This window comes from Roseovarius pelagicus (genome assembly GCF_025639885.1).
GTDB classification, from domain to species: domain Bacteria; phylum Pseudomonadota; class Alphaproteobacteria; order Rhodobacterales; family Rhodobacteraceae; genus Roseovarius; species Roseovarius pelagicus.
Genome location: NZ_CP106738.1, coordinates 2,083,748 through 2,110,669, shown reverse-complemented (window position 1 = coordinate 2,110,669; position 26,922 = coordinate 2,083,748). Strand labels below are relative to the sequence as shown.

24 protein-coding genes and 4 pseudogenes are annotated in these 26,922 nt (G+C 58.4%); 15 read left to right on the top strand and 13 right to left on the bottom strand.

Annotation, left to right across the window (positions count from 1 at the left end; genetic code table 11):
• Window positions 1-31: 31 nt before the first annotated feature.
• Genes N7U68_RS11570 through N7U68_RS11545 form a run of 6 tightly spaced genes read left to right on the top strand, consistent with a single transcriptional unit; the run spans window position 32 to window position 6,293 of the window.
• Window positions 32-763, top strand: coding sequence for an enoyl-CoA hydratase/isomerase family protein (locus N7U68_RS11570; protein ID WP_263046891.1), 732 nt, complete (start codon window positions 32-34; stop codon window positions 761-763).
• Window positions 763-1,941: a CaiB/BaiF CoA transferase family protein gene (locus tag N7U68_RS11565; protein WP_263046890.1), complete on the top strand. Its 1,179-nt coding sequence runs from the start codon at window positions 763-765 to the stop codon at window positions 1,939-1,941. The genes N7U68_RS11570 and N7U68_RS11565 overlap by 1 nt, the downstream gene beginning before the upstream one ends.
• A complete protein-coding gene (locus N7U68_RS11560) occupies window positions 1,938-2,687 on the top strand; it encodes an enoyl-CoA hydratase/isomerase family protein (protein WP_263046889.1) in 750 nt (249 codons plus the stop codon). Before N7U68_RS11565 ends, N7U68_RS11560 begins: the two co-directional genes overlap by 4 nt.
• Window positions 2,688-2,695: 8 nt before the next feature.
• Window positions 2,696-4,315 carry an AMP-binding protein gene (locus tag N7U68_RS11555; RefSeq protein WP_263046888.1) on the top strand — a complete coding sequence of 540 codons (1,620 nt, stop codon included), beginning with the start codon at window positions 2,696-2,698 and terminating at the stop codon, window positions 4,313-4,315.
• Window positions 4,315-5,277, top strand: coding sequence for an NAD(P)H-dependent flavin oxidoreductase (locus N7U68_RS11550; RefSeq protein ID WP_263046887.1), 963 nt, complete (start codon window positions 4,315-4,317; stop codon window positions 5,275-5,277). The genes N7U68_RS11555 and N7U68_RS11550 overlap by 1 nt, the downstream gene beginning before the upstream one ends.
• Entirely contained in the window at window positions 5,277-6,293 is a 1,017-nt protein-coding gene (locus tag N7U68_RS11545; protein ID WP_263046886.1) for a histone deacetylase family protein, read from the top strand. The genes N7U68_RS11550 and N7U68_RS11545 overlap by 1 nt, the downstream gene beginning before the upstream one ends.
• Here the strand turns inward: N7U68_RS11545 and N7U68_RS11540 are convergent.
• Window positions 6,290-6,856, bottom strand: a complete 567-nt coding sequence (locus tag N7U68_RS11540) for a MarR family winged helix-turn-helix transcriptional regulator (protein WP_165195378.1) — start codon at window positions 6,854-6,856, stop codon at window positions 6,290-6,292. The genes N7U68_RS11545 and N7U68_RS11540 overlap by 4 nt on opposite strands.
• A gap of 148 nt (window positions 6,857-7,004) precedes the next feature.
• On the bottom strand, window positions 7,005-8,363 hold the full coding sequence (locus N7U68_RS11535; RefSeq protein WP_263046885.1) for an aminotransferase: 1,359 nt from the start codon (window positions 8,361-8,363) through the stop codon (window positions 7,005-7,007).
• A 96-nt stretch (window positions 8,364-8,459) separates the two neighbouring features.
• Here N7U68_RS11535 and N7U68_RS11530 point away from each other — a divergent pair, with 96 nt between their 5' ends.
• Window positions 8,460-9,365, top strand: coding sequence for a LysR substrate-binding domain-containing protein (locus N7U68_RS11530; RefSeq protein ID WP_263046884.1), 906 nt, complete (start codon window positions 8,460-8,462; stop codon window positions 9,363-9,365).
• Between the two features lie 500 nt (window positions 9,366-9,865).
• Window positions 9,866-10,699: a 3-oxoadipate:acetyl-CoA acetyltransferase gene (locus N7U68_RS11525; protein WP_263046883.1), complete on the top strand. Its 834-nt coding sequence runs from the start codon at window positions 9,866-9,868 to the stop codon at window positions 10,697-10,699.
• Between the two features lie 454 nt (window positions 10,700-11,153).
• Here N7U68_RS11525 and N7U68_RS11520 read toward each other — a convergent pair.
• The 5 genes and pseudogenes from N7U68_RS11520 to N7U68_RS11500 all read right to left on the bottom strand — a co-directional run.
• A pseudogene (locus tag N7U68_RS11520) lies at window positions 11,154-11,261 on the bottom strand (IS5/IS1182 family transposase); the annotation flags it as partial.
• Between the two features lie 6 nt (window positions 11,262-11,267).
• Window positions 11,268-12,233, bottom strand: a complete 966-nt coding sequence (locus N7U68_RS11515) for a LysR family transcriptional regulator (RefSeq protein ID WP_263046882.1) — start codon at window positions 12,231-12,233, stop codon at window positions 11,268-11,270.
• Window positions 12,234-12,370: 137 nt separating this feature from the next.
• Entirely contained in the window at window positions 12,371-13,411 is a 1,041-nt protein-coding gene (gene proX, locus N7U68_RS11510; RefSeq protein WP_263046881.1) for a glycine betaine/L-proline ABC transporter substrate-binding protein ProX, read from the bottom strand.
• Between the two features lie 50 nt (window positions 13,412-13,461).
• Window positions 13,462-14,361, bottom strand: a complete 900-nt coding sequence (locus N7U68_RS11505; RefSeq protein ID WP_165195385.1) for an ABC transporter permease — start codon at window positions 14,359-14,361, stop codon at window positions 13,462-13,464.
• Window positions 14,358-15,545, bottom strand: coding sequence for a quaternary amine ABC transporter ATP-binding protein (locus tag N7U68_RS11500; protein ID WP_263046880.1), 1,188 nt, complete (start codon window positions 15,543-15,545; stop codon window positions 14,358-14,360). Before N7U68_RS11500 ends, N7U68_RS11505 begins: the two co-directional genes overlap by 4 nt.
• 418 nt (window positions 15,546-15,963) lie before the next feature.
• Here N7U68_RS11500 and N7U68_RS11495 point away from each other — a divergent pair, with 418 nt between their 5' ends.
• From N7U68_RS11495 to N7U68_RS11480, 4 genes are read left to right on the top strand one after another with little or no spacing between them, the layout of a single operon-like run.
• Entirely contained in the window at window positions 15,964-16,755 is a 792-nt protein-coding gene (locus N7U68_RS11495; protein ID WP_263046879.1) for an alpha/beta fold hydrolase, read from the top strand.
• A 40-nt stretch (window positions 16,756-16,795) separates the two neighbouring features.
• Window positions 16,796-17,944 carry an FAD-dependent oxidoreductase gene (locus tag N7U68_RS11490; protein ID WP_165195388.1) on the top strand — a complete coding sequence of 383 codons (1,149 nt, stop codon included), beginning with the start codon at window positions 16,796-16,798 and terminating at the stop codon, window positions 17,942-17,944.
• 54 nt (window positions 17,945-17,998) lie between these two features.
• Window positions 17,999-18,196, top strand: a complete 198-nt coding sequence (locus N7U68_RS11485) for a 4-oxalocrotonate tautomerase (RefSeq protein ID WP_165195389.1) — start codon at window positions 17,999-18,001, stop codon at window positions 18,194-18,196.
• A gap of 2 nt (window positions 18,197-18,198) precedes the next feature.
• A complete protein-coding gene (locus N7U68_RS11480; RefSeq protein ID WP_263046878.1) occupies window positions 18,199-18,993 on the top strand; it encodes an alpha/beta fold hydrolase in 795 nt (264 codons plus the stop codon).
• A gap of 303 nt (window positions 18,994-19,296) precedes the next feature.
• Here the strand turns inward: N7U68_RS11480 and N7U68_RS21135 are convergent.
• The 3 genes and pseudogenes from N7U68_RS21135 to N7U68_RS11470 all read right to left on the bottom strand — a co-directional run.
• Window positions 19,297-19,491: pseudogene (locus N7U68_RS21135) on the bottom strand (hypothetical protein); the annotation flags it as partial.
• A gap of 33 nt (window positions 19,492-19,524) precedes the next feature.
• Window positions 19,525-19,646: pseudogene (locus N7U68_RS11475) on the bottom strand (transposase); the annotation flags it as partial.
• Between the two features lie 73 nt (window positions 19,647-19,719).
• On the bottom strand, window positions 19,720-20,637 hold the full coding sequence (locus N7U68_RS11470) for a LysR family transcriptional regulator (RefSeq protein WP_165195391.1): 918 nt from the start codon (window positions 20,635-20,637) through the stop codon (window positions 19,720-19,722).
• A gap of 182 nt (window positions 20,638-20,819) precedes the next feature.
• Here N7U68_RS11470 and speB point away from each other — a divergent pair.
• The 3 genes and pseudogenes from speB (at window position 20,820) to N7U68_RS11455 (ending at window position 24,139) form a co-directional block, all read left to right on the top strand.
• A pseudogene (gene speB / locus N7U68_RS21000) lies at window positions 20,820-21,715 on the top strand (agmatinase).
• On the top strand, window positions 21,712-22,782 hold the full coding sequence (locus N7U68_RS11460) for a phosphotransferase (protein ID WP_263046877.1): 1,071 nt from the start codon (window positions 21,712-21,714) through the stop codon (window positions 22,780-22,782). Before speB ends, N7U68_RS11460 begins: the two are co-directional and overlap by 4 nt.
• Window positions 22,783-22,786: 4 nt before the next feature.
• Window positions 22,787-24,139, top strand: a complete 1,353-nt coding sequence (locus tag N7U68_RS11455; RefSeq protein WP_263046876.1) for an aspartate aminotransferase family protein — start codon at window positions 22,787-22,789, stop codon at window positions 24,137-24,139.
• Window positions 24,140-24,472: 333 nt separating this feature from the next.
• On the opposite strand, the gene N7U68_RS11450 is transcribed toward N7U68_RS11455, so the two are convergent.
• The 3 genes from N7U68_RS11450 to N7U68_RS11440 are packed head-to-tail and all read right to left on the bottom strand — an operon-like array spanning window position 24,473 to window position 26,922.
• Window positions 24,473-25,384: a polysaccharide deacetylase family protein gene (locus N7U68_RS11450; protein ID WP_165195394.1), complete on the bottom strand. Its 912-nt coding sequence runs from the start codon at window positions 25,382-25,384 to the stop codon at window positions 24,473-24,475.
• A gap of 27 nt (window positions 25,385-25,411) precedes the next feature.
• Window positions 25,412-26,152, bottom strand: coding sequence for an SDR family NAD(P)-dependent oxidoreductase (locus N7U68_RS11445; RefSeq protein ID WP_165195395.1), 741 nt, complete (start codon window positions 26,150-26,152; stop codon window positions 25,412-25,414).
• A complete protein-coding gene (locus N7U68_RS11440) occupies window positions 26,149-26,922 on the bottom strand; it encodes an SDR family NAD(P)-dependent oxidoreductase (protein ID WP_206295688.1) in 774 nt (257 codons plus the stop codon). The genes N7U68_RS11445 and N7U68_RS11440 overlap by 4 nt, the downstream gene beginning before the upstream one ends.

The following is a 26,922-nucleotide window of genomic DNA, read 5'->3' as shown; positions in this document are numbered from 1 at the left end:
CGACATCAGTAATGCACGAAAGGAAGGGCGTATGACCGACAGATTGGTAGAACTCGAGGATTGCGACGGGGTCCGGATCATCACCATGAACCGGCCTAACAAGCTGAATGCGCTCAACACCGCGCTGACCCAGCAATTGCTGAAGTCGCTGGAAGACCTTGCGTCCGCGCCGTCGGTGCGCGCGGCCGTCATCCGCGGAGAAGGCCGCGGGTTCTGTGCGGGCGCTGATCTGTCCGAATTCAAGAACCTGACACCAGAACAGTCCGACCGGGTTCTCGAGCGGGCGGAGCTGACGTGCCGGTTGCAATCGGTGGCCAGCCAGTCACCGGTTCCGGTCGTCGCTGCGGTGCACGGCGCGACTATCGGGGGCGGAGCCGGTATCGCGCTCGGGTGCGATATGGTGGTGGCTTCGCGCGGTCTGAAACTCGGCTATCCCGAAACCAAGCACGGCATCGTTCCGGCGCTGGTTATGACGGGCCTGCAGCGCGCCCTGGGCCGGAAGGCGGCCTTCGAGATGGTGTCGCTTGGCCGCCTGATCGACGCGGACGAGGCGAAGGAGTTGGGTCTTGTTAACCGCGTGGTCGATGCCGACCCGCTGCCCGCGGCCTTGCAGATCGCAAGCGCATGGGCGGAAGTTAACCCGCGGGCCATGGCCGCCACGAAACAGCTTTTCTATCGCGTGGGAGAGATACCTTTTGATGCGGCCATGGCCGTTGGGCGAGACACGAACGCGTTGATGCGCTCATTCCGGACGGAGAACTGATGAAACCGCTGGATGGAATTAAGGTCGTTGACTTCTCGCGCGTTCTGGCGGGGCCGATGGCAACGCAGATCATGTCCGATCAGGGCGCGGAGGTCATAAAGGTCGAGCGCCCCGGAACGGGAGATGAATCCCGCAGCTTCGAGCCTGCCTTCGACGGTGGGCAGAGCGCCTATTTCTGTGCCTTTAACCGAGGCAAGAAATCCGTCGCCATCGACCTCAGGAGTGAGGAAGGGCGGCAGATCGCCCTCGATCTTGCCGCTCAGGCCGATGTCATCGTAGAGAATTTCCTGCCGGGGGGCATGGAAAAGCTGGGGTTGGGCTATGATACCGTCAGCGCGCGCAATCCCGCCGTCATCTATATTTCGAACACCGGGTTCGGGCAGACCGGACCGTACAAGGACCGCAAGGGCTATGACACGGTGTTTCAGGCGCTTTCGGGGGTCATCGACCTGACGGGGCATCCCGATGGCGCGCCTGCCAAAGTTGGGGTGCCGTTTGCTGACATGACTTCAGGCCTCTGGATCGTGATCGCCGCCATGACCGGGCTTCTGGGGCGCGCTACATCGGGGCGCGGCTGCCATGTCGATCTGGCGATGATGGACGTTCAGGTTAGTCTTCTGAGCTTGCCGACCATGTGGTGGTTCGCACAGCGGCGCGAGCCGACCCGGACTGGTACGGAACATCTGGGTCGTGTCCCAAGCGCGGCCTTCGAATGCCGCGACGGAGAATGGGTTTTCATTTCTGCGAGCGACCAGCATTGGCCGGCCGTCTGTGACGTGCTGGACCTCGATGCGCCCGAGTGGATGGACAAGAACGCCATGCGCGTGGAGCGCCGGGACGAGGTCATGTCGATGCTGCGGGCCGCGATCCTGCCTTGGGCGCGCGGCGAGCTTGCCGATATGCTGCGGGCGGCCGGCGTTCCCGCTGGAGAGGTCAATACGGTGCCCGAGATCCTCGACGATCCGCACACCCGGTTCCGCGGCATGGTCGCCGAGTTCGACGACCCGGACCGGGGCGAAACACAGTGCCTTGCGACGCCGGGCCGGTTTTCGGGCTACGATCCGATCGAATTTCTCGCGCCCCCAAAACTGGGCGCGGATACCGACGCGGTTTTGCGCTCGCTCGGCGTCGACGGTACGAGATTGACGGAATTGAGAGACAAGGGAGTGGTGGCATGACAGAGAAGTCCGACCTCGTGAAGGTGGAACGGCGAGGGGCCGTCTGTGAGGTCGTCATCGACCGAGTTGCCGCCCGGAATGCCGTGAACCTCGAACTTTGTCACAAGTTGCACGAGGTCTTTTCCGGCTTTGAAATGGGCGAAGACATTCGCGCGGTGCTGCTCCGCTCAGAGGGGCCGGTTTTCTGCGCCGGCGCCGATCTGAAAGAGCGGAATGGCCGTGACGAGGCATGGGTGATCGCCCGTCGCCAAGCCGCGTTCAGAGCGTACATGTCTATCGAAACCTGCCCGCTTCCCGTGCTCTGCGCAGTGCAGGGGCCCGTGGTGGGTTCGGGTGGCGAAATTGCCATGGCCAGCGATTTCATCGTGGCCTCGGACAAGGCGACCTTCCTGTTTCCCGAACCGCAATGGGGCACCGTCGGCGCGACTCAGAGGCTGCAGCGTGTGATCGGGGTGTCGAGCGCGAAGGAGTTACTCTTCACCAGTCGGAAAATGGGCGTGAACGAGGCCCACGCGCGCGGCCTCGTGGCGCGCGTCCTACCTGCGGATGGGTTTCTTGATGCCGCCCGTGATATTGCCGCCAAGGTGGCCGAGGCGCCGCATCTTGCCATGCAACTGACGAAACGGGCGGTTGATGAGGGCGGACAAACAGATCTGGCTTCGGGCATCGAGATCGAACTGGGCGCGATCTCGTCAGGTCCTGAGCAACAGCAATTGGCGTGCGGGGATCGAACGGTTCAACAATGAGGTGGGCAATGGCTGACGTGCCGTCCATTCAAGCGGGGTTGCTTTGCCCGGTGACAGCCGCCGGGGCACTGGCGCGCGCCTGCAGCCTGGCCCCTGATGTGGAAGCGATTGTCGCGCCTGACGGGCGCAGGACATATGCCGAACTGGCCGAAGACGTCGACCGGCTTCGCCGGTCACTGCACGCGCTTGGTGTCCGGCACGGGGATCACGTGGCGCTCTGCCTCGGCAACGGGGCTCAGTTCCACGGCATCTTTCTGGCGCTTGCCACGATCGGTGCCGTGACCATTCCGGTCAACACACGTCTTCGCGCCGCCGAGATCGCGTATTGCCTACGTCAGTCGCGAGCGAAGTTCCTATTTGCCGCGGACCGCCTGTTGAGCAGCGATTTCACCGCCATACTGCGCGAGATTCTGGGAAACGAACCGCTTCCTTGCAGTGACCTGCCGGATCTGGAAACCGTAGTTCTTAACGGGACGGCCGACGCGCCATGGGCGCGAAGCTGGGCGACATTCGAGGATGAAGTGTCTGACGAGCCGCCCGGTGCCTCGGCGTCGGACGACGTCATCCTGATTCAGTACACCTCGGGGAGTACCGGGTTTCCGAAGGGGGTCATGCTGCGCCAGCACAGCCTTCTCACGAACGGGTTCGTATCGGCGCTGCGGATGGGACTTCGGGCCGGCGACCGGTTTCATTCTGCCCGACCGTTCTTTCACGTGGCTGGAACCTCGCTGTCGATCATGGCGTGCCTGCAACATGCTGTGACGCTGGTGACCATGGCGCGGTTTGACGCGGCCGAGGCGCTCGAGTTGATGGAAGCGGAGCGATGCACGCATTTCTCCGGCAATGACACGATGGCGCTGATGCTTCTCAACCACCCGGATCGACAATGTCGGGCTCTTACGCTGAGAGGCGGCTGGGTCGCCGGTTCGCAAGCCGTTTTGAAGCGGGTCGTTCACGAACTCGGGGCCACACAATGTGTCTCCGGGTACGGGTTGTCGGAAGCGTCGCCCAATATCGCGCAATCCTGCTGGTGGGAACCGGAGGATATCAGAACGACAGGGTTGATGCGACCGCAGCCCGGCCTTGACGTTCGGATCGTCGACCCGCAAACCGGAGATGTGCTGCAGGCTGGCGGACGCGGAGAGATCCAGGTGCGCGGCTGGTCGGTTATGGAAGCTTATTTTGACATGCCGGAGAATACGGCCGAAACGCTCAGCGATGAGGGCTGGTTGTCGACCGGCGATCTGGGGGCGCTCTCTGCCGATGGGCGGCTGGCGTTTCTCGGGCGCCTGAAGAATATCGTCAGGGTGGGCGGCGAAAATGTCTCGCCCGAAGAGGTCGAGGACCTTCTCCATCGCCACCCGGCCATCCGGCTGGCCCAGATCGTTGGCGTGCCGGATGAGCGCCTCGTCGAGGTCTGTGCGGCGTTCATCGTTCTCAACGAGGGCCACGCGATGGATGCCGAAACCCTTGGTGACTGGGCAAAGCAGAACATGGCCGGGTTCAAGATCCCACGCCATGTCTGGTTCGTAGAGGGCTTCGAGGATATCGGCATGACGGCGAGTTCAAAGGTCCAGAAAAGCAAGCTGGCCGCGCATGCCCGGTGGCTGCTGTCGGAGAAAGCCTGATGCAGATCCAGACGGACGTCACACGCCTTTTTGGCATCGATCTGCCAATCCTTCAGGCCGGTATGTCGTGGGCATCATCCTGTAGCGCCCTGCCGCTTGCCGTCAGCAGCGCAGGCGGCTTGGGCGTGCTGGCTGTTGGCCCCATGTATCTCGACGCAATCGACCAGTGCATCGACGAGATCAGGGCCGGGACCGACAAGCCGTTCGCCGTTAACATGCCGCTCTACCGCAAGGGTGCGGAAGAGGTGCTGGACCTGCTCGAAGCAAAGCGCATTCCGGCGATCATCGCCTCGCAGGGGGGGCCGAAGAAGTATCTCGACCGTTTCAAGGCGATCGGCACGAAATGCATTCATGTCGTTGCTGGCGAGGAACACGCCGTCAAGGCCATGAACGCGGGTGTCGACGGTTTGGTGGTTGTCGGTGGCGAAGCGGGCGGGCATCCGCCGCCGTCGCTGGTGTCGACCCTTGTTTTGGTGCGTGCGATTTCCAAGGTCACGGGCGGGCGTATCCCCTTGATTGCGTCAGGTGGTTTAGCGGATGGTCGCGGGCTTCTGGCGGCCCTATCGTTGGGCGCAGGGGCTGCCAATTTTGGCACACGGTTCATGGCAACGCCCGAGGCGAACGTGTCGGACGGCTACAAACAGGCAGTGCTGCGCGCCGGGGTGTCGGATACGCGTACGGTCGGCAGCGAGCTCGGGATGATCCGGGTGATCGAAAACAGGTTCTCCGACCGCATGCTGGAGCTTGAAAGGCAGGGGGCAGACATAGAAAGCCGGAAAGACGTATTCATGGCATCGAGCCTCAAGATGGCCGCGTTCGACGGGGATGTCGAGGAGGGTAAGCTGGAAGCCGGCCAAAGCACGGGCCTTGTCGAGCGGGTGATGCCGGCGGCAGACGTCGTGGCGGAAATCGCGTCGGAATATGCCCGGGCCTTGGAAGAGCTTCCGTCGGCGGTGGTCTGATGCGCGCGTTCTTTGATCACGATCAGCTCCTGCACCGTCCCCTGACGCGTTTGGCGGGTGGCGAACTCAGAGCGACCGTCGAAACGCCCGAACGCGCGGAACGCCTCCTCGCGGCGCTGCGCTCGGCTGATGTCGACATCGCCGCGCCGGGCATGTACCCGGAAGATCTCCTCGAGCGGGTTCACAGCGCGGAATATCTCGACTTCTTACGCAATGGGTTCGAAGAGTGGTCGAAGCATTCTGGCAATGGTCCGGAAATGCGCGCGAGTGCGCATCCGGTGCGGGCGCAGGCGCGTATCCCACGGGATATCCTTGGCCGGGCCGGGTATTTTCAGGCCGATGCAAGTTGTGTGGTGACGGTCGGAACCTGGCAGGCAGCGAGGGCGTCGGCCATGACGGCGCTCGCGTCGGTAGAACACGTAATGCAGTCAGGAGAGGTTGCCTATGGACTTTGCCGCCCTCCGGGGCACCACGCCGCGCGTGATCTGGCTGGTGGGTTTTGCTATCTCAACAATTCGGCGATTGCGGCAGAGATGGCCGTGGCGCAGGGTTTGCGTGTGGCGATACTCGACGTGGATGTGCACCACGGAAATGGCACGCAGGCCTTGTTCTATGACCGCGAAAACGTGCTGACGGTCTCCCTGCACGGCGCGCCCGAGGATCTCTACCCGTATTACAGCGGGTATGCGGATGAAACTGGTATAGGGGCTGGCGAGGGAAGGAACCTCAACCTTCCACTTCCGTTGATGTCGGGTATTGATGTCTGGCAGGCGGCGATGAACAGCGCGCGTTCTGCGATCGGGACATTCAAGCCGGACCTGATGGTCATTGCCCTCGGGCTGGACGCTTTCGTGGGCGACCCTTTCGCGTGCATGGCGCTTGAAACAGATGATTTCGCGAGGCTGGGAGAGATGAGCCGGTACGCCTGCCCGACAGTCGTCATCCAAGAGGGGGGATATCCAACAGATGCACTCGGCGCTAACCTGCTCCGCTTTCTCGAGGGCCTTGTCGGTTAAGGCTCTTCGAAGAAACTTGCTGGTTCCGTCGTCTCCTCGTAGGTGTCCGTGACGTCCTGCTTGAGTTCTTCGAGGTAATGGAACGACGAATTGATTGCCTTTCCGAGAAGGGACATCAGCTGGACGCGTTCCTCATCGGTGAGCCCTTCCAGCATCTTTCGGTTCCGGATGCGCGACTGGGCCAGAACCTGCTGGACAAGATCTGCGCCCGTCTCAGTCAGAGAAAGCAGGGTGCTTCGCTTGTCGCTTGGATGGCGCTTTCTCTGAATGTATCCGCGCTTCGACAGGTCCGCGATAAGACGGCTGGTCTGGCTCTTTTGGATCCCGGCCCGTTGGGCGAGGATATAGAGCGGCGCGTCGCCGAGAAAGTCGAGCACGGCCAAAGCGCGCCATTCCTGCACGGTCAGCTGGAAATCGTCCAGCATGTAACGCGTTGCGATGCGTGATGAAACAGAGGCCAGCCGTTGCAGGTTGTAGGAAAACAAGTGCCGGACGTCCGAGGATTCGTCACCTATTCCATCAAGGGAAGGCTTGGCCTTTACTGCGGCGGGTGATCTGCTCATGTCGATGACGTGGTCCTTTGCCGAATGGCTGCGGGTTGCGAATGCAACACTGATTGTGCGCAATTGGTAGACTTTGTCAACTATATGGGTGCAGGTTGTATTATATGTGGCGGTGGAAATGACCGACAGCGATTCTCACCCTGCCGCTTCAGAGCCCGGCTTTTACCTCCTTTATCGCCTCGTTCATGATGCGCCCGATTTCGTCGATTTGTTCGGGGGTGACGATCAGGGGTGGCGCCAGAGCGATGGCGTTTCCCAAGGCGCGGCAGACGAGGCCAAGTCGGAAGGCAGCGTCTTGTATCTTCGCGGGAACACCCTCTTCCGCGAGAAACGGTGCCCGGCTGTCTTTATCGCTCACGATCTCGATCCCCCACATGAGGCCGACGCCCCGGACCTCGCCTACGAGCGGATGGTCGCGAAGCGGGGCGAGCACGCTCTCCATTCGCTCACCAAGAGCAGCCACGCCGTCGATCACGCCGTCTTCGTCGTAGATGCGCAGGGTTTCATTTGCCACGGCACAGGCAACGGGATGGGCGCCATAAGTGTAGCCGTGCCCGAAGACGCCGATTTTGCGACTTTGCGCTAGCATCGTCTGGTATATGGGTTCCGAAATCAGAACGGCAGAGAGTGGCACGTAAGCCGCGGTCAATGCTTTGGCGCAGGTGATGAGGTCGGGTTTGAGCCCGAATGTCTGACTGCCCCACCACGCACCGGTTCTTCCGAACGCGGTGATCACCTCGTCGGCGACCATGAGCACATCGTACTTGTCGAGCACCGCCTGAACCTTTTCGAAATAGCCCGCAGGCGGAAGCACAACTCCGCCTGTTCCCATGGCCGGTTCGGCAAAGAAGGCGGCAACCGTGTCCGGACCTTCGGCGAGGATCAGGTCTTCGATCTCCTGCGCGAGCCGGGTCGAGAATGCCTCCTCGGACTCACCCGGACGCCCTTCGCGATAGAAATGAGGGCAGGTAACTTTCAGGAATCCGTCAAGCGGCAGGCGCCAGTCCGTATGCAGATGGGGCAGGCCGGTGATGCTGGCCGAGGCGATAGAGGTGCCGTGATAGCCACGCTCGCGCGAGATGATCTTGCGCTTTTCCGGGCGGCCCTGTGCCGCGAAGTGATACCAGATCAGTTTCACGGCCGTATCGTTGGCCTCTGAGCCAGAGCTTTGAAACAGCACCTTAGACATGGGCACCGGCGAAATCTCGAGCAGTTTCGCGGCCAGATCAATCGCTGGCTCGGTGCCGCGATGAGCGAAGTTCTGATAATAGGGCAGAGTATCGAACTGCCTAGCGGCGGCCTTGGCCAGTCGGTCATCCTTCAGCCCGAGCGAGGTGCACCACAGGCCGGACATGCCCTCGATGTAACTCTTGCCGTTGATATCGGTGACGATTGAACCGTCGCCCGACGCCATGACCACGGGCCCGCACTTTTCGTGCTGGTCTAGGTTCGTCTGAGGGTGAATCTGACTTTGAATGTCACGGGTGGCGATCGAATTCGACAGCATGCGTCTGTTCTCCTTGCAGTTGCCCAGAGGATTCCATCGCGTTGATTAAATAACAATTCCACTTTATTTTTCCTCAGAGTAAAGCAGGAGTTTACAATGAGCGCGCGCGATATCTTCAAGGGAATGCACGAGTTCCTTCTGGTCGGGCAGACCCGGAACTTCCGGAAAGCGGCAGAGATTATCGGGGTTTCGCCCGCCGCCGTGGGCGCTTCGGTCAAACAACTCGAGTCGCGGTTGGATCAACAACTGTTTCACCGAACGACGCGCAGTGTGGAGTTCACACCGGCAGGGCGTTTGCTTTTCGGAAGGCTCAATCCATCGCTCGATCTTCTGGAAGATACGGTGCAGGAACTGTCTTCGCTGAAAACGTCGTTGTCCGGCGTGCTGCGCATTTCCGTGCAGAGCCTCGCCGTGGAACCGGTTCTTGCTCCGGCGCTGGCGGAATTCAGAGAACGTTATCCGGACGTGCAGGTTGTGGTCGAAAGCCGCGAAGGAACCATCGACATCATGCACGACGGTGCGGATATCGGCATTCGTATCGGCCAGTATATTTCACCTGAGATGGTCGCGGTACCGGTCTCGCGCCCGACGCCTTGGCTGGTTGCCGGATCGACGGCGTTCCTTGAAAGGTACGGACGGCCGCAAGAGCCACGTGACATTCTGAATTTCCGCTGCATACGCCGTAGCTGGATTGATAGCGAACGGCATTATCGTTGGGAGTTCGTTCAGAATGATCAGTCTATACGGATTGATCCGCCTGAGGGTCTGACAGTGACGGATTTTGCCACGGCGATTGGTCTTCTGACGCGGGATGCCGGACTGTGCTATATCACGGATGACATGTTTCGCGCCGCGCGCACGGTCACACCCGTGGAACAGGTTCTGACGGATTACATGCCGCCGCCGGACCAGATCTACGCGTATTACAGCCCAGGCATGAAGAACGTTCGGCGGGTATCAGTTTTTGTCGATACTCTGCGGCGCCGGATGAAACAAGGTTGATGTTAGCAACGATATAGTAGATTTAGATATCGAATTAGGTTTTGAGGTCTCTGCCCTCAAAAGGAGGACTGAATGCGCTTTGGAGATACTCTAGCTTCCGAGCATGATCACGATCCGGTCACGGCCATTCCAACCCAGCGCCCTATCGCGAGGATCGGAACCCGAGGCGTAGGGGGCTTTACGTTTTGCCTGTTTAGTTTGGCGCTCGCGCAGCCGATGAACGTGACATTTTCGGACGAGGATGAGAGGGGGCGACGAATACCAACCGGGCTGGCTGACCAAAGCGGACTTCGTGGGAATCGATGTGCTCTTTGTGGCAGACGTGCCTTGGGTATTTCGATTACGCCACGCTGCCCGCGAAATGGAAAGCGGAACGCCAGGCCCGCAGGTATTGTGACGAGACCGACAACCGGTTCAGCCCAGATGACGGCGTCGTGCGGATGACGCTTCGGGCTGTGCCAGTGCCGACAGACATTGCAGAAACGAGGACGAAACTGACTATGAATAACCCATGCATCATCTGTGTCGCGATCACTGGCTCAGTGCCGCAGAAATCCGACAACCCGGCCGTGCCAATTACCGTCGAGGAACAGGTCGAGTCGACCCACGAGGCCTTCGAGGCCGGTGCCTCCATCGCCCATTGCCATGTCCGCATGGAAGACGGCACGCCGACCTCCGACCCCGAACGTTTTGCCTTGCTGAAAGAGGGCATTGAAAAGCGATGCCCCGGCATGATCATCCAGCTCTCCACCGGTGGTCGTTCGGGCGCGGGGCAGGCGCGGGGCGGCATGCTGCACCTGAAGCCGGATATGGCTTCGCTCTCGGTGGGCTCTAACAACTTCCCTACCCGCGTCTACGAAAACCCGCCGGACCTCGTTAACTGGTTGGCGGGTGAGATGCGCAAATACGAGGTTGTCCCGGAAATCGAGGCCTTCGACCTCAGCCACATCCTTCAGGCGATCCGGCTCCACAGCGAGGGTAAGCTTTACGGTTCGCTCTACGTCCAGTTCGTGATGGGCGTGAAGAACGCCATGCCCGCCGACAGGGAAGTTTTTGATTTTTATGTTGAAACGATAAAGAGCCGCGCACCCGACGCGCAATGGTGCGCCGCTGGGATCGGGCCAAACCAGATCGTCGTGAACGAATGGGCCATCGCGGCGGGTGGCCATACCCGCACTGGGCTTGAGGACAACGTGCGCCTCGACCGCGATACGCTGGCGCCCTCGAACGCTGCCCTCGTTCGGCGCACTGTCGAGATCTGCGAGAAATACGACCGCCCGGTCGCCACTCCCGCCGAGGCCCGCAAGATACTGGGGTTGCCGATGCCGACGTGAGACCCGGAGTCACCAGTTCAAGCCCATACGCTTTCTCGGACACCCGGATTCGATTTCCATTCTCAAAGGAGCGGCTGTCTGTCGAGGCAGACGCTCCAAAGGGATTGTGCAAGTGACGGCTCCGGATCGGCCGTGATCTGTCAGTAATCCGGGGTGGATACAGCCATTCGTCGCAACTGTCAGAGGCTCATGTCAGAGAGAAACAAACGGCAATTCACCGCTCCTTTGACCATTCCGTTGATGCTGCACTATGCATAAAGGTCAGCGATGCGCGGGAAGACCGACGGTTCGCATGATGCCCTTGACCGACCGGATGGCGTAAAGGAGGCGGCCAAAACGGTGAGAAATTGGCTGGAAACGGACCCGATAACACCCCAGACTGCCCTCAAGTTGTGACGTCGTTGCAGCCGAAGGCGTTGATCAGATGTTCCTTAGAGTCAGATCTCGTTGATTTTCAAAGCCAGAACAGGACGGTTGCAGCGCGAGCGATTGCTGACAGAAATATTATGGGACATCGGTCATTGTGCGCTAAAATGCGTCGCCAGCCCCTGAGCCCAAACATCTGACCTCATGGTATGAAGCCAGCAACATTCGCCGAGGAAAATATCCGCTCAGATTCAGGAAGCTTGTTCACTTCTTCACGCATTATACTGAGAAAGCTCTGTTCGGTTGCGCTGGGCCGGACCTTGGTGTTGGTGATGAGATAGACGTCGATCGGCATCACATCCTCGAAAGGAGGCAGCGGCCACAGACGACCGTCCCGCACGTCGCGAGCCGCGATCTGTACCGGAATTGCTCCGATTCCGAGGCCAGACACCACCATGCGGCGCAACTCATCAAGGGTGTTGGCTACGCCAACGAAGGGAGACGCAAATCCCACTTCTTCGGACAGATCAGTGATAGATTTCAGTGAATCCGACAGTACAGCGGTTTGATAGGCGATGGCAGTGTGTCCGCGTAGGTCGTCAATCTTTAGCCCCTTTTTACCAAAAAGAGGGTGAGATGGTCCGCAATAAAAAGCGCAGTACTCTTTGAATAGATGGAAATAGTCAAAATCATCGCGTTTGGTCGCCGCCGGACAAATCCCAAAGTGAATGATTTTGTTGCTGAGTGACAAGATGAGTTCTGGCCCGTTCATGACAGTGCTGCTCAAAGTTGCCTTTGGGTGCATGCGATGAAAGTGGCTGAGTGCCGCATCGATGACGGGGCTGGTCATCTGGCTTGCTGTGGTTATGCGCAGATTACCGGTCAACGTCTCCTCAGTTTCGGCCAGAAACATAGTGATGCGGTCGATGGAGCCGCAAATTTCGACGGCCTCGCGATAGAGCAGTCGTCCAGAACTCGTCAGGCGAAACGTGTGCGAACTGCGTTCAGCCAGCGGGACGCCAAGTTGATCTTCGAGATTCTTCAGCGCGGCACTGACTGCCGGCTGACCACGACCCAGAATTTTAGATGCCCGTGACAGGCTTTGATTTTCGGCGATGACGACAAAGGTGTGGAGCAAGTTCCAGTTGATATTCTGCGAAAGTGCCATGCCGCGACCTCAATTAAAATCAATGCTAGTGGCTGCAGTATCAGTCTTTTTGAGTGTAGGGGTCAATTGCTGACAGGCATGAAAAAAGGCGCATCCCGGAAACCGGGAATGCGCCTGTGGTTACTCGTTAAGTACCCCTATTGGGCGGCCGCCTTGGCAGTCTCGATCCAAGCGTTGAACTTCTCCTCATGCGCGTCGATCCACGCTTGAGCGTGGCGCGCAATATCTTCCTCGCGCCCTTCTCCATTCTGCATCTTGACGTTCTGCTCGGCCCGATCGTTCAGAACCATTTCAAAACTGTTGAAAAAGGACATGGCAGCAGGGTTTTCGGCCGCCCATTCCTTGTTTACCCCAATGTAATAGACTGTGGGCAACCAGCCCACGTGACAGGGGTTGTCGGCACAGCCATCGACATCTGGCAGGGGTTTGTATTGTTCCATCTGGTCCTCGGGCAGGGCTGCGTCGTGCAGTTGCAACCACACCAGATCGACGCCTGGCTTCAGCTTCATAGTGGTGGAATTGGGATACCACGTGTAGATAAAGATCGGATCGCCTGAGGCATACCGGCCAGCCGCGTCCGCAGCCAACGTGTTGTATTCCCCCTGCACCATGCGAACCGTGTCTTCCAAGCCAAGGTCCTTGAGGTGTTTTGTGGCAACAGCGTTGGACCCTTTCCACCCGACCGAGGGCCCGATCATGTCAGCTATACCGTCGCCATCCTGATCGAAAAGCTTTGCGATTTCGGGATCTCTCAGATCTTCCAGATAGCGGATGTTGTATTTATCCGCCGTTACCTTATCCACCATGTACCCCTGCACAGTGCCCGGATCCATGATCGGACCAACGGCGATAACATCGCCCTTTGTCTCATCGTAGTAGGCAGAGTGGTTCGGCAAGATCGTGTCGGCGGTGTACTGGATGTCGTTTTGCGCGATTGAAGTGAAGATCGCGGCAGAAGTCAGTGTCATGGGTGACTTGACCTCATATCCCAGCCGCTCCATGCCGATATCGACGATCTTCTGACCAAACCAGAACGAATCCCAGTTTGGACGCGCAGGCTGCACTGTCTTGCCTTCGCCGGGCAGGACTTCATCTGCCAAACTCGGCGCTGTCGTGGCAATCAGGACGCCGAGACAGGCAGCAAGTGTTTTCGAGCTGGATTTCATGGTTATTTTCATTGGGTATCTCCTGTTGGTTTTGGAATAGAGAGTAGACGTTTCGGCAAAAGTCATGGTTGTCGGCGTTGCCGAAAACGCCGCCATAGCGAGGAAGAGGAATCCGTCGAGATTCGACCGGGTTGACCTAGCCCTTGGGTGATCCGGTCCAGCGTGATCGCCATCAGTACGATGGCGATTCCGCCGATCCCGGCCAGCCCGACATCCAGTGACCCGATGCCACGCAGTACGGTCAGGCCCAGCCCTTCGGCACCGATCATGGCGATGATGACGCTCATCACCATGGCCATCAGCAAGGTCTGGTTCAGACCCGCCATCACAGAAGGCAGTGCCAGTGGAAGGCGAATGCGCATCAGAGCCTGCCATTCGGTCGAGCCAAAGGCTTCGCCCGCCTCGATTGCGTCAGCAGGTACCTGTCGTAGCCCCAGATTTGTCAGGCGAATGATGGGCGGCATTGAAAATACAATGGTGGCAATGACGCCGGGCACCGTCCCGATACCAAACAGCATGACCACAGGCACGAGATAGACGAAGGAGGGTGTTGTCTGCATGATGTCCAGCACTGGACGCAGCACGGCCCAAAACCGGTCGCTTCGGCCAGACAGAATACCCAATGGGACGCCGATCAGCACGCAGAACACGACTGCCGTTACAAGGATCGAAAGCGAAATCATCGCTTCGTCCCATAGACCCAGAAATGCGATGGCGGCAAAGGAGCCTGAAGCCAAAAGACCGGTGCGAAAATTGACGATCACCCAGCCCAAGGCCAAGAACCCGAGGATCACCAACCAGAACGGCAGGAATTCAAAACCGTCTGAAACTCCGTCGAGCACCTTTGCGATAGGCCAGCGCAGCGCCTGAAAAAGGGGGCGCCACTCATCCACTAACCAGTGGATTGCATTCTGGATTAACCGATCCAATGGAACGATATATTCATCAGGCAATCGGTTCATGAGATCAAAGCTTTCTTTTCGATGTCGTTTAGGGTCGTTTCGACCGATGTTTCGGAGGCCTCAGCCCCGTCAATCCCACTGAGCATTTGCAGCACATCGGTAGCTTCGAGGAGCGCCATATGGGTGCCGTCCTCTGCGCAGACAGCCACCGGCTGTCTATTCGCAAAGAGGGGATAAAGGTCTGCCAGCAAACAGTCGATGGAGCGGCTTGCGCAGGAAGGCATAGACCGATGGTCTGCAGCCATGTCGTCTCTTGGCGCACCAAAGAGCGCGTCTGCCGAAATCAAGGCTTGCATCCGTCCAGCGTCGTCGATCAGCGCGCCGTGGCGGCGCCCGGCAATATGCATCAGTTCTTCGGCTTGATTCACTGTACTGTCTGACCGGATTTTCACGGTGTCTATAGTGTCGGCCAGCATGCCCGCAGTCAGGATCCGTGAGCGGTCCATTTCCTTGGCAAAGTTGCGCACATAATCGTCGACTGGCGTCAAAACGATCTCTTGCGGGGTGCCTACCTGCACGAAACGACCATCCCGCATCACCGCCAGATGATCGCTCAGCTTCACCGCCTCGAGAAAATCATGAGTGATAAAGACGATCGTCTTCTTGATGTCGCGCTGCAGCTTCAGAAGTTCCCGCTGTAACTCGTCGCGTATCAGCGGGTCGAGCGCGCTAAATGGCTCGTCCATAAGCAGGATGTCGGGATCACTGGCCAAAGCACGGGCAAGGCCCACGCGCTGCTTCATGCCGCCGCTAAGATTGTCCGGGTAATGCCCCGCCCAATCTGACAGTCCTACCTGTGCCAGCGCCTCAAGTGCTTTTGACCGGCAAATATCAACACTCTCGCCACGCACGCTGAGGCCAAACTGCACATTATCCAGCACTGTTTTGTGGGGCAGGAGCGCAAAGTTCTGGAAAACCATTGATATCTTTGTACGTCGAACTTCGCGGAGTTCTGCGCGGGATTTGTTTAGGATATCCTCGCCATCAATAAAAACGTTGCCACGCGTTGGCTCGATCAATCTATTGAGGCAGCGCACCAGTGTAGATTTACCGGATCCGGACAAACCCATGATGGTGAATATCTCGCCTTCCTTCACCTTAAAGGACACGTCCAGCACTGCTGCCACTTGTTCTGTCTTTGCCAATATCTCCGACGGATGAACGTCTTGATCGATAAGGGCCATCGCCTCGTCAGGCCGATTTCCGTACACCTTGTACAGATGGCTTATTTCGAGTTTTGAAGTCATAAATTAAAGCATCTCCCCTTTGCGAGCCGACGCGCACCCCGTGGCCTGACGGGCGCGTGCTCGTAGCATTTGTCGTGGTCACGGCTGCGACCAGTTTGTGGCGTGCCCCGGTGCGGATCGATCTGCACGGGATATGAATTCTTCACGACAAAGGGCTAAAGCGAAAGCTAAATCAAATCGATAATACTCATTCATTAATCGATTTAATTGATGTGTATCGATTTTCTGAACTATCGATAAAAGCAAATTAAGGATGAAAATTATCGATTTGACTGATGATTGATTTGTCTCACTTGTAGGGCCGAGTCGCGGTGCATCGATTGCGCCCAAATATCAATCAACGACAGGAGCCACCATGAGTTTGCCATCGCTACCACCGGCCATTGACTGCGCCATTTGGGAAGAAGGAACAGGCGAACCTTTGTTTCTGATCCACGGAATCGGAGCGTCTCACGCGACATGGAACGGGATCGTAGCCAATCTCAAATCCGATTTCCGCTGCATCACCTATGATTTGCGCGGACACGGCATTTCTCCCTTGCCGAATGGACAGTTCGATCTTGAGGCGCTGGTTTCTGACCTTGAAGCAGTGCGCGCCAAACTGGGGATCGAAAAGGCCCATTTTGCGGGGCATTCTCTGGGTGGGATGATCGGCCCGGCTTATGCGCGCCACTTCCCCGATCGGGTCAAGACCTTGGGCCTTCTTTCTACGGCTGCTGGACGCACCGAAGAGGACAGCGCCAAGGTGCAAGGTGTGGTCGCGGCTATGGAGCGGGACGGCATAGAGAATATTCTGACGACTCTCGTGGATCGCTGGTACACCGATGACTTTGCAGCGAAAAATCCGGAAATCGTACAGGCCCGGCTAAAGCAGATCACTGGGATGAGCGCAGACGTCTTCCTGAACGTGTTTCACATATACGCAACGACTGAAATGGCCCCTTGGTTGAACGAGGTGAAGGCTCCGTCGCTGGTGTTGACCGGCGAGAATGATGGCGCCTGCAACCCTCGCCTGAACCGTTTTATCGAAAGTCAGCTAGACGATTGTGAATTGGTCATTCTCGAAGGGCTGAAACATTCGATCCTAATGGAAGCGCCTGATCAAGTAGCGGAACACATGCGCCGCTTCATCACATTACGCAGCTAACTCGCGGCATTGGTTGCCCATATAAATACGGAGTTTGATGATGAGCGAGAGACAGAAAACGGTAGAGATTGCGGGCGCAGGTCTGGCGGGCTTGGCTGCCGCCGCCGCGCTGGGACAGCGGGGTTGGAAGGTGCGCGTACATGAACGCTCGAATGAATTGCGTGAGATCGGCGCCGGGCTTTATCTTTGGAAAAATGTGCTCGACGCGCTGCGCGATTTGGGTGTGTACGACGAGATCGAAAGAATCGGGGTGCGGTCGACCGTTCCGCGCCTGCTGCAGGATCATCACCAAAAAGAGGTGAATCTGCGGGCCTCGGATGATGAGGAACCACCGGAACTGATCGTGATGTTGCGCACCGAGCTGCACCGTATTCTCGCAGAGTGCGCAAAGGCGGCCGGGGTTGAGATTGTGACCGGGTCAAAAGTGATCAGTGCTGACCCCGATGGACGCCTCGAATTTGAGGATGGCTGGGGCCCCAAGGCCGATCTGGTGATTGGCGCCGATGGGGTATTCTCGCAGGTGCGCGACTCGCTGAATCTGGCGACCGAGATCATCGAGCTCAGGGACGGTTGCGGACGACACCTGATAGAGCGCAAACCCGAAGACAAGCTGAATGATCGCCGCATTGAGATGTGGAATGGTGGACGGCGCATCGGAATGGCGGCTGCCAGCAAGGACTACCACTATGTCTTCCTGTGTTGCGCGGAGAACGACATACAAGGTCGACTGCAAAAACCCTTCAACCTAGACGCTTGGAGGAAGAGCCATCCAAATTATCGGGAGTATCTTGAACGCTTGCCCCGCCACCCAAAGGAGCGGTGGCGTCCCTTCTACAACATCACCTGTTCGTCCTGGTCGCGTGGAAATGTCTGTATCGTAGGCGATGCCGCGCATGGCATGGCACCGAATCTGGGTCAGGGTGCCTGCGTGGCAATCGTCAATGCGGTTGTCCTGGCCCGGGCCGTGACTGGCGCAGCCGATATTCCCTACGCCCTGCAACGTTGGGAAAAAGCAGAGCGTCCCTACATTGATAAAACCCAGCGCATGTCGTTCCTCTACGGGGCTGTCGGGACGCGCTGGCCTAGGAAACTGCTTTGGCTACGCAGCCTAGTCTTGCCGTACTTGGCCAAGACAAAGCGGTTCCAAAGAAGCCTGCGCGTCGCTGTGGACCACACGCCGAGCATCTGAATACCTACGTCACCTCCATTACATCTGTTTCTCCATCCCAATGAAGGGTTCAATATGCCTATTATCCGTGTCGAAATGTTCGAAGGCCGCTCGACAGAGCAAAAACGCAATCTGGTATCAGAGTTGACCACTGCGTTCGTCGAGACCTGTGGCGGCACACCTGCGTCGGTGCAGGTGGTCATCACCGATTTCACGTCTGAAAACTGGGGCGTCGGGGGACAACTGATCGTTGACCGAAGCAAGGGAACGTGACTTTGGTCAACGATCCCTTGTCCAATATACCCTCTCGCCCCAGCGTCACGGGGACGGGGCAGCCGATTATCTTCGTGCATGGCAATGCCTCGACCCGAGAGGTCTGGACAGATGTCGTCGGGCATCTGAAGGACGATCATTGCTGTATTTCCTATGACTTGCGTGGTCATGGGGATGGCTGTCCCTCAGATGATACCCTCAGTCTAGACCAACTGGTTGAGGATTTGGAGAAGGTCCGTGCAGCGACGGGACACCAGCGAGTGGCATTGGTTGGGCATTCCCTCGGCGCCTTCATCGTTGCTCGCTACGCCGAACGCCATCCGGGACGAGTTGACTGGATCAGCTTGATGGCAATGCCTGCAGGGCGCACAGAGGGCGATAAAGAAAGTGCCGCAGATTTACTGCAAAAGATGAAAACGATGGGTGTGGCGCAAACGATGCCTGTACTGTCGTCGTCTTGGTACACGGAAAGCTTCACCGCCTCCCATCCCGGCGCTTTACAGAAGCGGCTGGATCAGGTTTTGGCGATCGATGAGGCGGTATTCCTGCGCTTCTATGGGCTTTACAGCTGTGTTGATGTTGACGCGTCACTGCCCCACATCGCCAAGCCAGCGTTGATTATGACCGGTGAACATGCCCGTGGTTGCGGCGCTGAAGTCGCTGCGAACGTGGCAGGACTGATGCACGATGCATCCACGGTCGTGTTCGCCGATATGAAGAACGGCATCCTCACTGAGATCCCTGAAAAGGTGGCGCAGAGTTTGCATGAGTTTGCCGCCAGCATCAGGGAAATCTGAGCACAGTGAAACTTGGGGACGACCATACAGATCCCGCACATTCAGGCGAAGGTTAGATTCTTTGGATGCAGCTGACGATCGAACCTAACGGCCATCTACTCAGGAGCATGCACTAAATGCAGTTTCCATCAATCTTTCGATTTTTCAAATCGTTGCAATGCGAACCAAATTGCTCTCGGTCGGGAAAAAATCGGAACCAGATTTTTCGGGATAATCGCGAAAATTGGGCTGTGGAAGCTCTTTACGTCTCGTTACAATGAACGCGCCCATCTGTAACTTGGACGGGTCCTCGAGACGGCATTTTCAAGTTAACTCGCCAACTTTTCTAGCTGGTATGTCGATTTTTGAACAAGCGGCATGTGCCGCGGATTTCCACACCTCGAAAGCTCTGAGCCGATGGTAGTGGATGGAAAAAGCGGAACGACGGCGGGCTGGGGCGGAGAAGGAATTTCGGGTTGCGGACTGCATGGAGACGAAGCGCCGCAAGCCACTCTGTGATCAGAAGCCCTACATTACTCGCTCTCATTCCCGGAAAGGCAAGTGGTTGATCCCTGCCTTGCGGCAAATCTCCGCAACCTGCGTGCCTTCCTCGCCCTGCTTTAAAACGAACGCCTTCTGTGGTCCGAAAACCGTGATGTCTTCTCCGTTCTCAGTTCCTCTCCCCATCCGTTTTGTTACCGTGACGATCAATCACCTGAGGCATATAGAAAACAAGCTTCTGCTTTTTCAGATCTCGATAGCATCCGGTCGCGCGAACGAAGTGATGATGTCTTCCATGACAGCCTGTGCTCGGGAACTGCGCGAACCAGCGGGTAACACACATTCGAATAACGCGTCGTAATTGGTCTTTTCGGGCAGCACTGCCTTCATTTCGCCCCTCTCAATCCACTGTTGGGCGCAATGTTCAGGTAGATGGCCTATGAAACGCCCCGACAGGATTGCTGCAGTGATCCCCTCCATGCTGCCGCTTTTTATTGCATCAATTGCGGGCTTCATTGATCCGGGCTTCAGCATACCGCCGTAATAGGATCGCGCCGCGTAGTCGAACCTGTCGATTTCCTGTGGTGTTGGTGGTGTCTTTGGGGAGTAGAGTGGGTGTTGCCGTCCGCAGCACAGGACCTGAGTTTCATTGAACAGCGGCAGATAGCGCAGCCCCGGCGCGTGGTTGGGGAAAGTATGAATGCCCAGATGAATCTTTTGCTCCAGCACCAGCCGTTCGATTTCCAAAGGATTCATCACGTTCAGCTGCAAGGTCACTGCAGGTAGCTGATCGCGCGCGGCCGTGATGACCTTGTCTAGCTGAAAAACGGCGTGGCCCAGCAACGAATCCGCGGTGGCGATCCGTAACTCACCGGTGATTTCACCACCCAATTCGCTGACGTGGCTGACAAAGCGGTCGCAATCCTGCAACAACTCCTTGGCCAGACGGTACACTTGGTGGCCGTCTTCGGTCAGCGCGAAGCCCGCCCGTCCCCGCCGACACAGGCGTAACCTCAGCCGAGTCTCCAGATTGTTCATCTGAGTGCTGATGGTGGACTGACTGACGTTCAACGCCAGTTGCGCGCGGGAAAACCCGCCTGCATCCACGACAGCAAGAAATACACGTAAGAGGTGCAGATCAGGATTGGTTAAGGCGCTCAGCATATCTTTTCAACGATTAGCATGAATGTATTGATGGGATAATACAGATTGTTTCGGGGTAAAAAAGCATAAATGTATGGATTAATCAGTAATCAAAAAGCGATGGTGTGCCTGCCGTGACCCAATTCATTTCCCCGTCTCAGCCCGACAATCTTGCGCCGCGCTATACCGGCCTACCCACGTTCATGCGTGCGCCGGTGGCACAAACGCTTGACGATATAGACATTGGCCTGCTTGGCATCCCGTATGATGGCGCTCTGACCAACCGCCCCGGTGCGCGCCACGGTCCGCGCGAGGTGCGCAACCAATCCAGTCTGATGCGAACGATCAACCATGCCACTCGCGTAAATCCGTACGAGCTATGCCGGGTCGCAGATGTGGGCGATGTCCCTTTCCAGAGGGTCTTTGACATCGAGGCCACGCATCGCGACATTGAGGCGTTCGTCAGCCAGTTGACCGAGCGGAACATTCTGCCGCTCAGTTGTGGGGGGATCATTCGGTCAGCCTGCCGCTTCTGCGCTCGGTATCCAAGGCTGCGGGAGGCCCCGTGGCGCTGATCCATGTGGATGCCCATACCGACACCTGGGACAGCTTTCAGGGATCGAAGTTCAATCACGGCGCCCCATTCCGCCGCGCTCATGAGGAGGGGTTGATCGACCCGACGAAAACGGTGCAGATCGGCATTCGCGGGGCACAGAATGTCTCGGAAGGGTGGGACTATTCCGAACAGGCCGGCATGCGGGTTATGTTCGTGGAAGAGGTCCAGGCCCGTGGCATTGATGCGGTGGTTGCCGAAACGCGCGATATCGTTGGCGACATGCCGGTTTATCTAAGCTTTGACATCGACAGTATAGACCCGGCTTTTGCTCCCGGCACCGGAACACCGGAAATTGCCGGGCTGACCACACCCGAGGCGATGGCGCTGATCCGCGGTTTGCGCAAGCTGAACTATGTGGGGGCCGACATGGTCGAGGTTTCGCCCCCCCTCGATCCCAGCGGGTTGACGGCGCTGACTGGCGCGACGGTAATGTACGAACTGCTATGTCTTCTGGCCGAAGCGCGGGTCGGAGCAGCCTCATGATGCAACCCGATCCCAGCTGCAGCGGTGGCGAGGGTGCACTGGCCGGGTCTTATACGCCAATAGAGCCGGACCGTGCGCGCAAGGTTCTGGAGCAGAATTTTGGCCTGTCCGGAACGCTGAAGCGGTTCGATACGGAAAAGGATGACACGTTTCGCGTGAAGACCGGCTCGGGTGCGCTCTTTGTCCTCAAAATCGCCAACCCGGATGAAGATCACGCCGAGCTGGATTTTCAGAACTCCATCCTGCGCCACGTTCAGGCTCGGGACCAGAACCTGCCGGTGCCCCGCGTCGTGTCCTCAGGCAACGGGCGCGACATCACCACTATCACCGATCTGGATGGTCAGACACGGCACGTGCGCGTGCTGACCTTCCTTGAGGGTACGCCGCTGTGTGAAACCAACTCGGACCCGGCGCAGCGCCGCCAGATCGGTCGCATTCTAGCACGGCTGCGGCTGGCCATGACCGGGTTCACCCACCCTTGGCAGGACCGCGTTTATCCATGGGATGTTCAGCATCTGCTAAAGTTCGCACATCTTCTGGATGAGGTAGAGGACCCCACCCAGCGGGACGCGCTTGCGCAGGGGCTGGAACGTTACCGCGCGATCGCCCCGCGCGTGAAGGGATTGCGCCGGCAGGTTCTGCACAATGATTTCAGCAAATCCAATATTGTGGTGGATCATGGTGACCCTGCTTTCGTCAAAGGGATCATAGATTTCGGCGATTCCGTTAACACAGCCATCGCCATCGACGTAGCGACGGCTCTGCTGAACCAGCTACCCGAACAGCCGCATGACGATCTGTTCTATCGCGGGCGCGATGTGCTGGAGGGCTATCTGGAACGAACCGACCTGACCGAAGAGGAACTGGCGCTCATCCCGCACTTGGTGATGGCCCGGGTGGTGGTACGTGCCCTACTGACCCTGTGGCGCGCCAAGCTATTTCCCGAAAATGAACGCTATATCATGCGCAACACCGCGCAGGGCTGGCACCAGTTGGACTGGTTTCTGGCTCATACCCCGGATGAGATATCCGCCTTGCTGACCCAATATTCTGCTCCGAAAGGATAACGATATGACCACCAATCTCCAACGCCCCAAACGTGGCAAGATGGTGAACGGATTTGATCCCGCGCAGGCCGACGCACTGGATGCCCGCACCCGCGAAATGGTCGACCGGCGGGCACGGCTTCTTGGGCCTGCTTATCGCTTGTTCTACGCCAACCCGGTGGAATTCGCCCACGCCGAGGGGGTGATGATGTACGACAGCGACGGCAATGAATATCTGGATGCGTATAACAACGTGGTCTCTGTGGGCCATTGCCATCCGCATGTGAATGCCGCCGTCAAGGCTCAGATGGACAAGCTCTGCACCCATACCCGCTATATGCAAGACGGGATCTTGGACTATGCCGAAATGTTGCTCGATACGTTTGAGAAGGACATCGCACATGTGATGTTCACCTGCACCGGCTCGGAAGCGAACGATCTGGCTCTGCGCATGGCCAAGTACCATACCGGCAACGAAGGGATCATCGTCACCTCTGAGGCATATCATGGCAATTCCGAGCTGACCTCGGGCTTTTCGCCCTCCATGGGCGAGAATTCTCGGCTGGGCACTTGGGTTCGGCGCGTACCCGCGCCTGATACTTACCGGGTAGCGGCGGAAAACATGGGCGAATGGCTGGCCGCGCATGTGGCCGAGCAAATTCATGATCTTCAACGCCGCGGTCAGGGGCTGGCGGCATTTGTCGCAGATTCCCTGTTTTCCTCCGACGGCATATTCGCCAATGACCCAGAACTTCTGACGCCAGTCCTGAAGGTCGTGCGCGACGCAGGCGGCATTTTTGTCGCGGATGAGGTACAGTGCGGGTTCGCCCGGACCGGCAGTGATATGTGGGGCTATCAACGCCACCGCGTGGTGCCCGAGATCGTGACCATGGGCAAGCCGATGGGCAATGGCTATCCAGTGGCAGGCATCGCCGTGCAGTCGCATATTTGTGAGGCTTTCGGGCATGACATGCGTTACTTTAACACCTTCGGCGGCAACACCGTGGCCATGGCTGCGGCACGCGCCACGCTCGAAGTAATCCAGAATGAAAACCTGATGGAAAACGCGCGCAAGACCGGCGCGGTGCTGATGGAGGGGCTGCGCGATCTGGCAAAGGCTGATGCACGGATCGGCGACGTGCGCGGCACGGGGCTGTATATGGGCGTGGAGATGGTCAAGGATCGCGCCACGCGAGACCCCGACAGCGCGCTTGCCCTTGCGCTGGTCAACGAAATGCGTGCACGCCGGGTATTGATCTCGGCCACGGCGGCAAATGCGAATGTTCTGAAGATCCGCCCACAGCTATGTTTCAGCACGGATCACGCCGACCGGTTCTTGACTGAATTGAAAGGGGCGCTGGCCAGCGTAACAACCTGATGCTAAGGCGAGGAAGCGAGCATGTAGCTGGAGGCTGTTGGATTGTCGGGCCTTAATGTCCCCGCAGCACCGATACGCATATTCAGATCACGCGGCCCGGTTTCCCGGCTTCAGGGGTGTCTCGTTAAATAGCGAGCTGTCCCGCGGCAGCCCCTAAGAGAGAAGCTGCGATACGCCACCCGCCTGTCACGTCAGCGCTGGCGCGGTGGCGATCCCTCGGTTCGGGCCAGAATTGAGCATGCTCCTACAGTCATATCCGATACCGCATATCTTTAAGGCGGAGCCAAACCAATCGCTTGCCGGTTTGGGCTCCGCCCCTTGCGCGAAGCTCGGTCAGACCTTGCCCTGAAGTTCGGCAGGCACCTGATTTTCGGCGTGATAAGGCAGGTGGTCGACCCGTGGCGCATACTCGCCCGATTTCTCCACCATGGCCACATGGGCTGCGATCTCTTCTAATGTTGCGAACCACACATCGCCTGTGTTCAGCATGTATTCGATCATCTTCTCGACCCGCTGCCAGCGCGACAAGCGCCCACTGACGAACGGGTGCCATACCCCCACCCACAGACCGCCTGGACAGGCGCGCAAAGCTTCGAATTCGGCCATGAACACCTCCATGGCGCGCTCCGGTGCCTGCACGGCGAACATGTAATCCAGATCCGGCGCATGCACATAGGGCGGCCAGTCATCCGTGGCCCAGCTTACCGGCAGTTCCATGATACGACCTTTGCCGGTCTCCAGCACATAAGGCACTTCGTCCCCCATGAGCGAGCTGTCATAGACAAACCCCTCCTGAGCCAAGAAACCGGGTGTTTTCGAAGACATGTGATAGAGTGGTGACCGGTTGCCACGCGGGCGCTGGCCGGTGTGACGTTCGATAATCTCGATACTGCGACACATCCAGTCATGTTCCTGCGCCGCGCTCAGGCTGTTGGGCGCCTCATGGATATAACCGTGATGACCTATCTCGTGTCCATCCTTCACGATGGCTTCTACCGCCTTGGGGTGGTTCTCGACGCACCAGGCAGGCATGAAGAAGCTCTGGGTCAGACCGAACCGGCGATAGGTGTCGAGGATACGCGGAATCGCCACCTCGGGCCCATACCGCAGCATCGAGGTGGCCGAAAGCTTGTCGCCCGCCCCTGCACCATGGTGAATATGCACAAGGCTGTCAGCATCCATATCCAAAGTGATGGCACAAGCCACCTTGGCGCCGTTGGGCCATGGAACGGGTCTTTGCAGCATGGGTCGAACTCCTGTCTTTGTGGTGTCTCAGATCATCACGGCGCCGCCATTGGGGCTGAGTGTCTGGCCGGTGAAAAATCCGGCTTCGGGGCCGCAGAGAAAACGCACCACTCCGGAGATTTCACTGACCTTGCCAACCCGGCCGAGCGGATTGTCCAGTTCCTTATCGATCCAGGCCTGCGACATGTTTTCCAGCGCCAGCATCGGCGTATCCACTGGCCCCGGCGCCACGCTGTTGACAAGGATGTCGGGCGCCAGTTCCCGTGCCAAAGACCGAGTGAGCCCCACAACACCCGCCTTTGAAGCGCAGTACGCGGAAAATTCAGCCCGACCAAGATAAGCTAGTTCCGAAGAAATCAGGATGATCCGCCCCGTTCCGGCCACCTGCATCGTTCGCGCCGCGCCCTGCGCAATCAGGAAGGCACCCCGCAGGTTAACCGCAACGATCCGGTCAAACTCGTCCACATCCATTTCCGTCACCGGCGCTTCGCTCAGGATACCGGCGGCATTCACGGCCACGTTCAGCGGCCCGCGCCTTGCGATCTGATCGAACAGCATGGCGACCGACGTGGCGTCGGAAACATCACAGGTCACGCCTATCGCCTGCCCGCCCGCGTCGGCGATGGCGGCCACAGTGTCGTCGGGTGCGCGTTGGTCGGCAGCGATTATCTCGGCCCCGGCCCCCGCCAGCGCCCGGGCGATCCCCGCGCCGATCCCTTGGGCCGCACCGGTCACCAACGCTCGCTGCCCGCGCAATTCATCGCTCATTGCATCAATTCCCCGCGATCCACCGTAAAGGATTGCCCGGTGATATTGGCCGCTGCGGGACCGGCCAAGAACACATACATCGCGGCCATGTCGCGCGGCTCCATCAGCCCGTCCAGAGCCTGTCCTGCCACGATTTCCTCCAGCAGATCCGCTTCGGTCCGTTCCTGCCGCGCGGCCATGAAGGCGAGTGAGCGCATCGACGCCATGGTCCGCACCCAGCCGGGGCAAACGGCATTCACGGAAATTCCGCGCGGCGCCAGCTCCTGCGACAGGGATCGGGTTAGACCGATCACCGCGTGCTTTGAGGCGCAATAGGCAGAAAACTCTGCCACTGCGGTCTTGCCCCACATGGAGGCGGTGTTCACGATCCGCCCACCATCGGCGAGTTTGGGCAGCAGTTTGCGGGTCACCGAAAACGTTCCGATTACGTTGGTTTCCACCACTTGCCGGAACACGTCGTCCACGCGTTGCGACGGATCCTGAATCGGAGTGATGTACTCGAACCCGGCATTGTTGATCAGAATGTCCAACCCGTCCAATTGAACAGCCAAGGCGTCGACCTGGCCAAGATTCGAGATATCACATTGCAGGCCACGCACTTCGCGTCCGAATTGGTCGGACAGATCGGCAGCCACCTTCGTCACGTCCTCTTCCAGTGCCACGATGGTCAGATCGGCGCCTGCCTCCAGAAACCCTTCGGCCACGCCAAGGCCAATACCCCGGTTCGCGCCTGTTATGACCGCACGCTTGCCGTCCAGTACACCTGTCAT

Coding starts and splice junctions, on each gene's coding strand:
- N7U68_RS11560 (WP_263046889.1), top strand. CDS start 1,938: ATGACAGAGAAGTCCGACCTCGTGAAGGTGGAACGGCGAGGGGCCGTC.
- N7U68_RS11515 (WP_263046882.1), bottom strand. CDS start 12,233: ATGGCACTTTCGCAGAATATCAACTGGAACTTGCTCCACACCTTTGTC.
- N7U68_RS11470 (WP_165195391.1), bottom strand. CDS start 20,637: ATGCTGAGCGCCTTAACCAATCCTGATCTGCACCTCTTACGTGTATTT.
- N7U68_RS11525 (WP_263046883.1), top strand. CDS start 9,866: ATGAATAACCCATGCATCATCTGTGTCGCGATCACTGGCTCAGTGCCG.
- N7U68_RS11450 (WP_165195394.1), bottom strand. CDS start 25,384: ATGCTGCAAAGACCCGTTCCATGGCCCAACGGCGCCAAGGTGGCTTGT.
- N7U68_RS11530 (WP_263046884.1), top strand. CDS start 8,460: ATGAGCGCGCGCGATATCTTCAAGGGAATGCACGAGTTCCTTCTGGTC.
- N7U68_RS11460 (WP_263046877.1), top strand. CDS start 21,712: ATGATGCAACCCGATCCCAGCTGCAGCGGTGGCGAGGGTGCACTGGCC.
- N7U68_RS11500 (WP_263046880.1), bottom strand. CDS start 15,545: ATGGCCCTTATCGATCAAGACGTTCATCCGTCGGAGATATTGGCAAAG.
- N7U68_RS11545 (WP_263046886.1), top strand. CDS start 5,277: ATGCGCGCGTTCTTTGATCACGATCAGCTCCTGCACCGTCCCCTGACG.
- N7U68_RS11540 (WP_165195378.1), bottom strand. CDS start 6,856: ATGAGCAGATCACCCGCCGCAGTAAAGGCCAAGCCTTCCCTTGATGGA.
- N7U68_RS11440 (WP_206295688.1), bottom strand. CDS start 26,922: ATGACAGGTGTACTGGACGGCAAGCGTGCGGTCATAACAGGCGCGAAC.
- N7U68_RS11570 (WP_263046891.1), top strand. CDS start 32: ATGACCGACAGATTGGTAGAACTCGAGGATTGCGACGGGGTCCGGATC.
- N7U68_RS11490 (WP_165195388.1), top strand. CDS start 16,796: ATGAGCGAGAGACAGAAAACGGTAGAGATTGCGGGCGCAGGTCTGGCG.
- N7U68_RS11555 (WP_263046888.1), top strand. CDS start 2,696: ATGGCTGACGTGCCGTCCATTCAAGCGGGGTTGCTTTGCCCGGTGACA.
- N7U68_RS11565 (WP_263046890.1), top strand. CDS start 763: ATGAAACCGCTGGATGGAATTAAGGTCGTTGACTTCTCGCGCGTTCTG.
- proX (WP_263046881.1), bottom strand. CDS start 13,411: ATGAAAATAACCATGAAATCCAGCTCGAAAACACTTGCTGCCTGTCTC.
- N7U68_RS11505 (WP_165195385.1), bottom strand. CDS start 14,361: ATGAACCGATTGCCTGATGAATATATCGTTCCATTGGATCGGTTAATC.
- N7U68_RS11495 (WP_263046879.1), top strand. CDS start 15,964: ATGAGTTTGCCATCGCTACCACCGGCCATTGACTGCGCCATTTGGGAA.
- N7U68_RS11485 (WP_165195389.1), top strand. CDS start 17,999: ATGCCTATTATCCGTGTCGAAATGTTCGAAGGCCGCTCGACAGAGCAA.
- N7U68_RS11455 (WP_263046876.1), top strand. CDS start 22,787: ATGACCACCAATCTCCAACGCCCCAAACGTGGCAAGATGGTGAACGGA.
- N7U68_RS11445 (WP_165195395.1), bottom strand. CDS start 26,152: ATGAGCGATGAATTGCGCGGGCAGCGAGCGTTGGTGACCGGTGCGGCC.
- N7U68_RS11535 (WP_263046885.1), bottom strand. CDS start 8,363: ATGCTGTCGAATTCGATCGCCACCCGTGACATTCAAAGTCAGATTCAC.
- N7U68_RS11550 (WP_263046887.1), top strand. CDS start 4,315: ATGCAGATCCAGACGGACGTCACACGCCTTTTTGGCATCGATCTGCCA.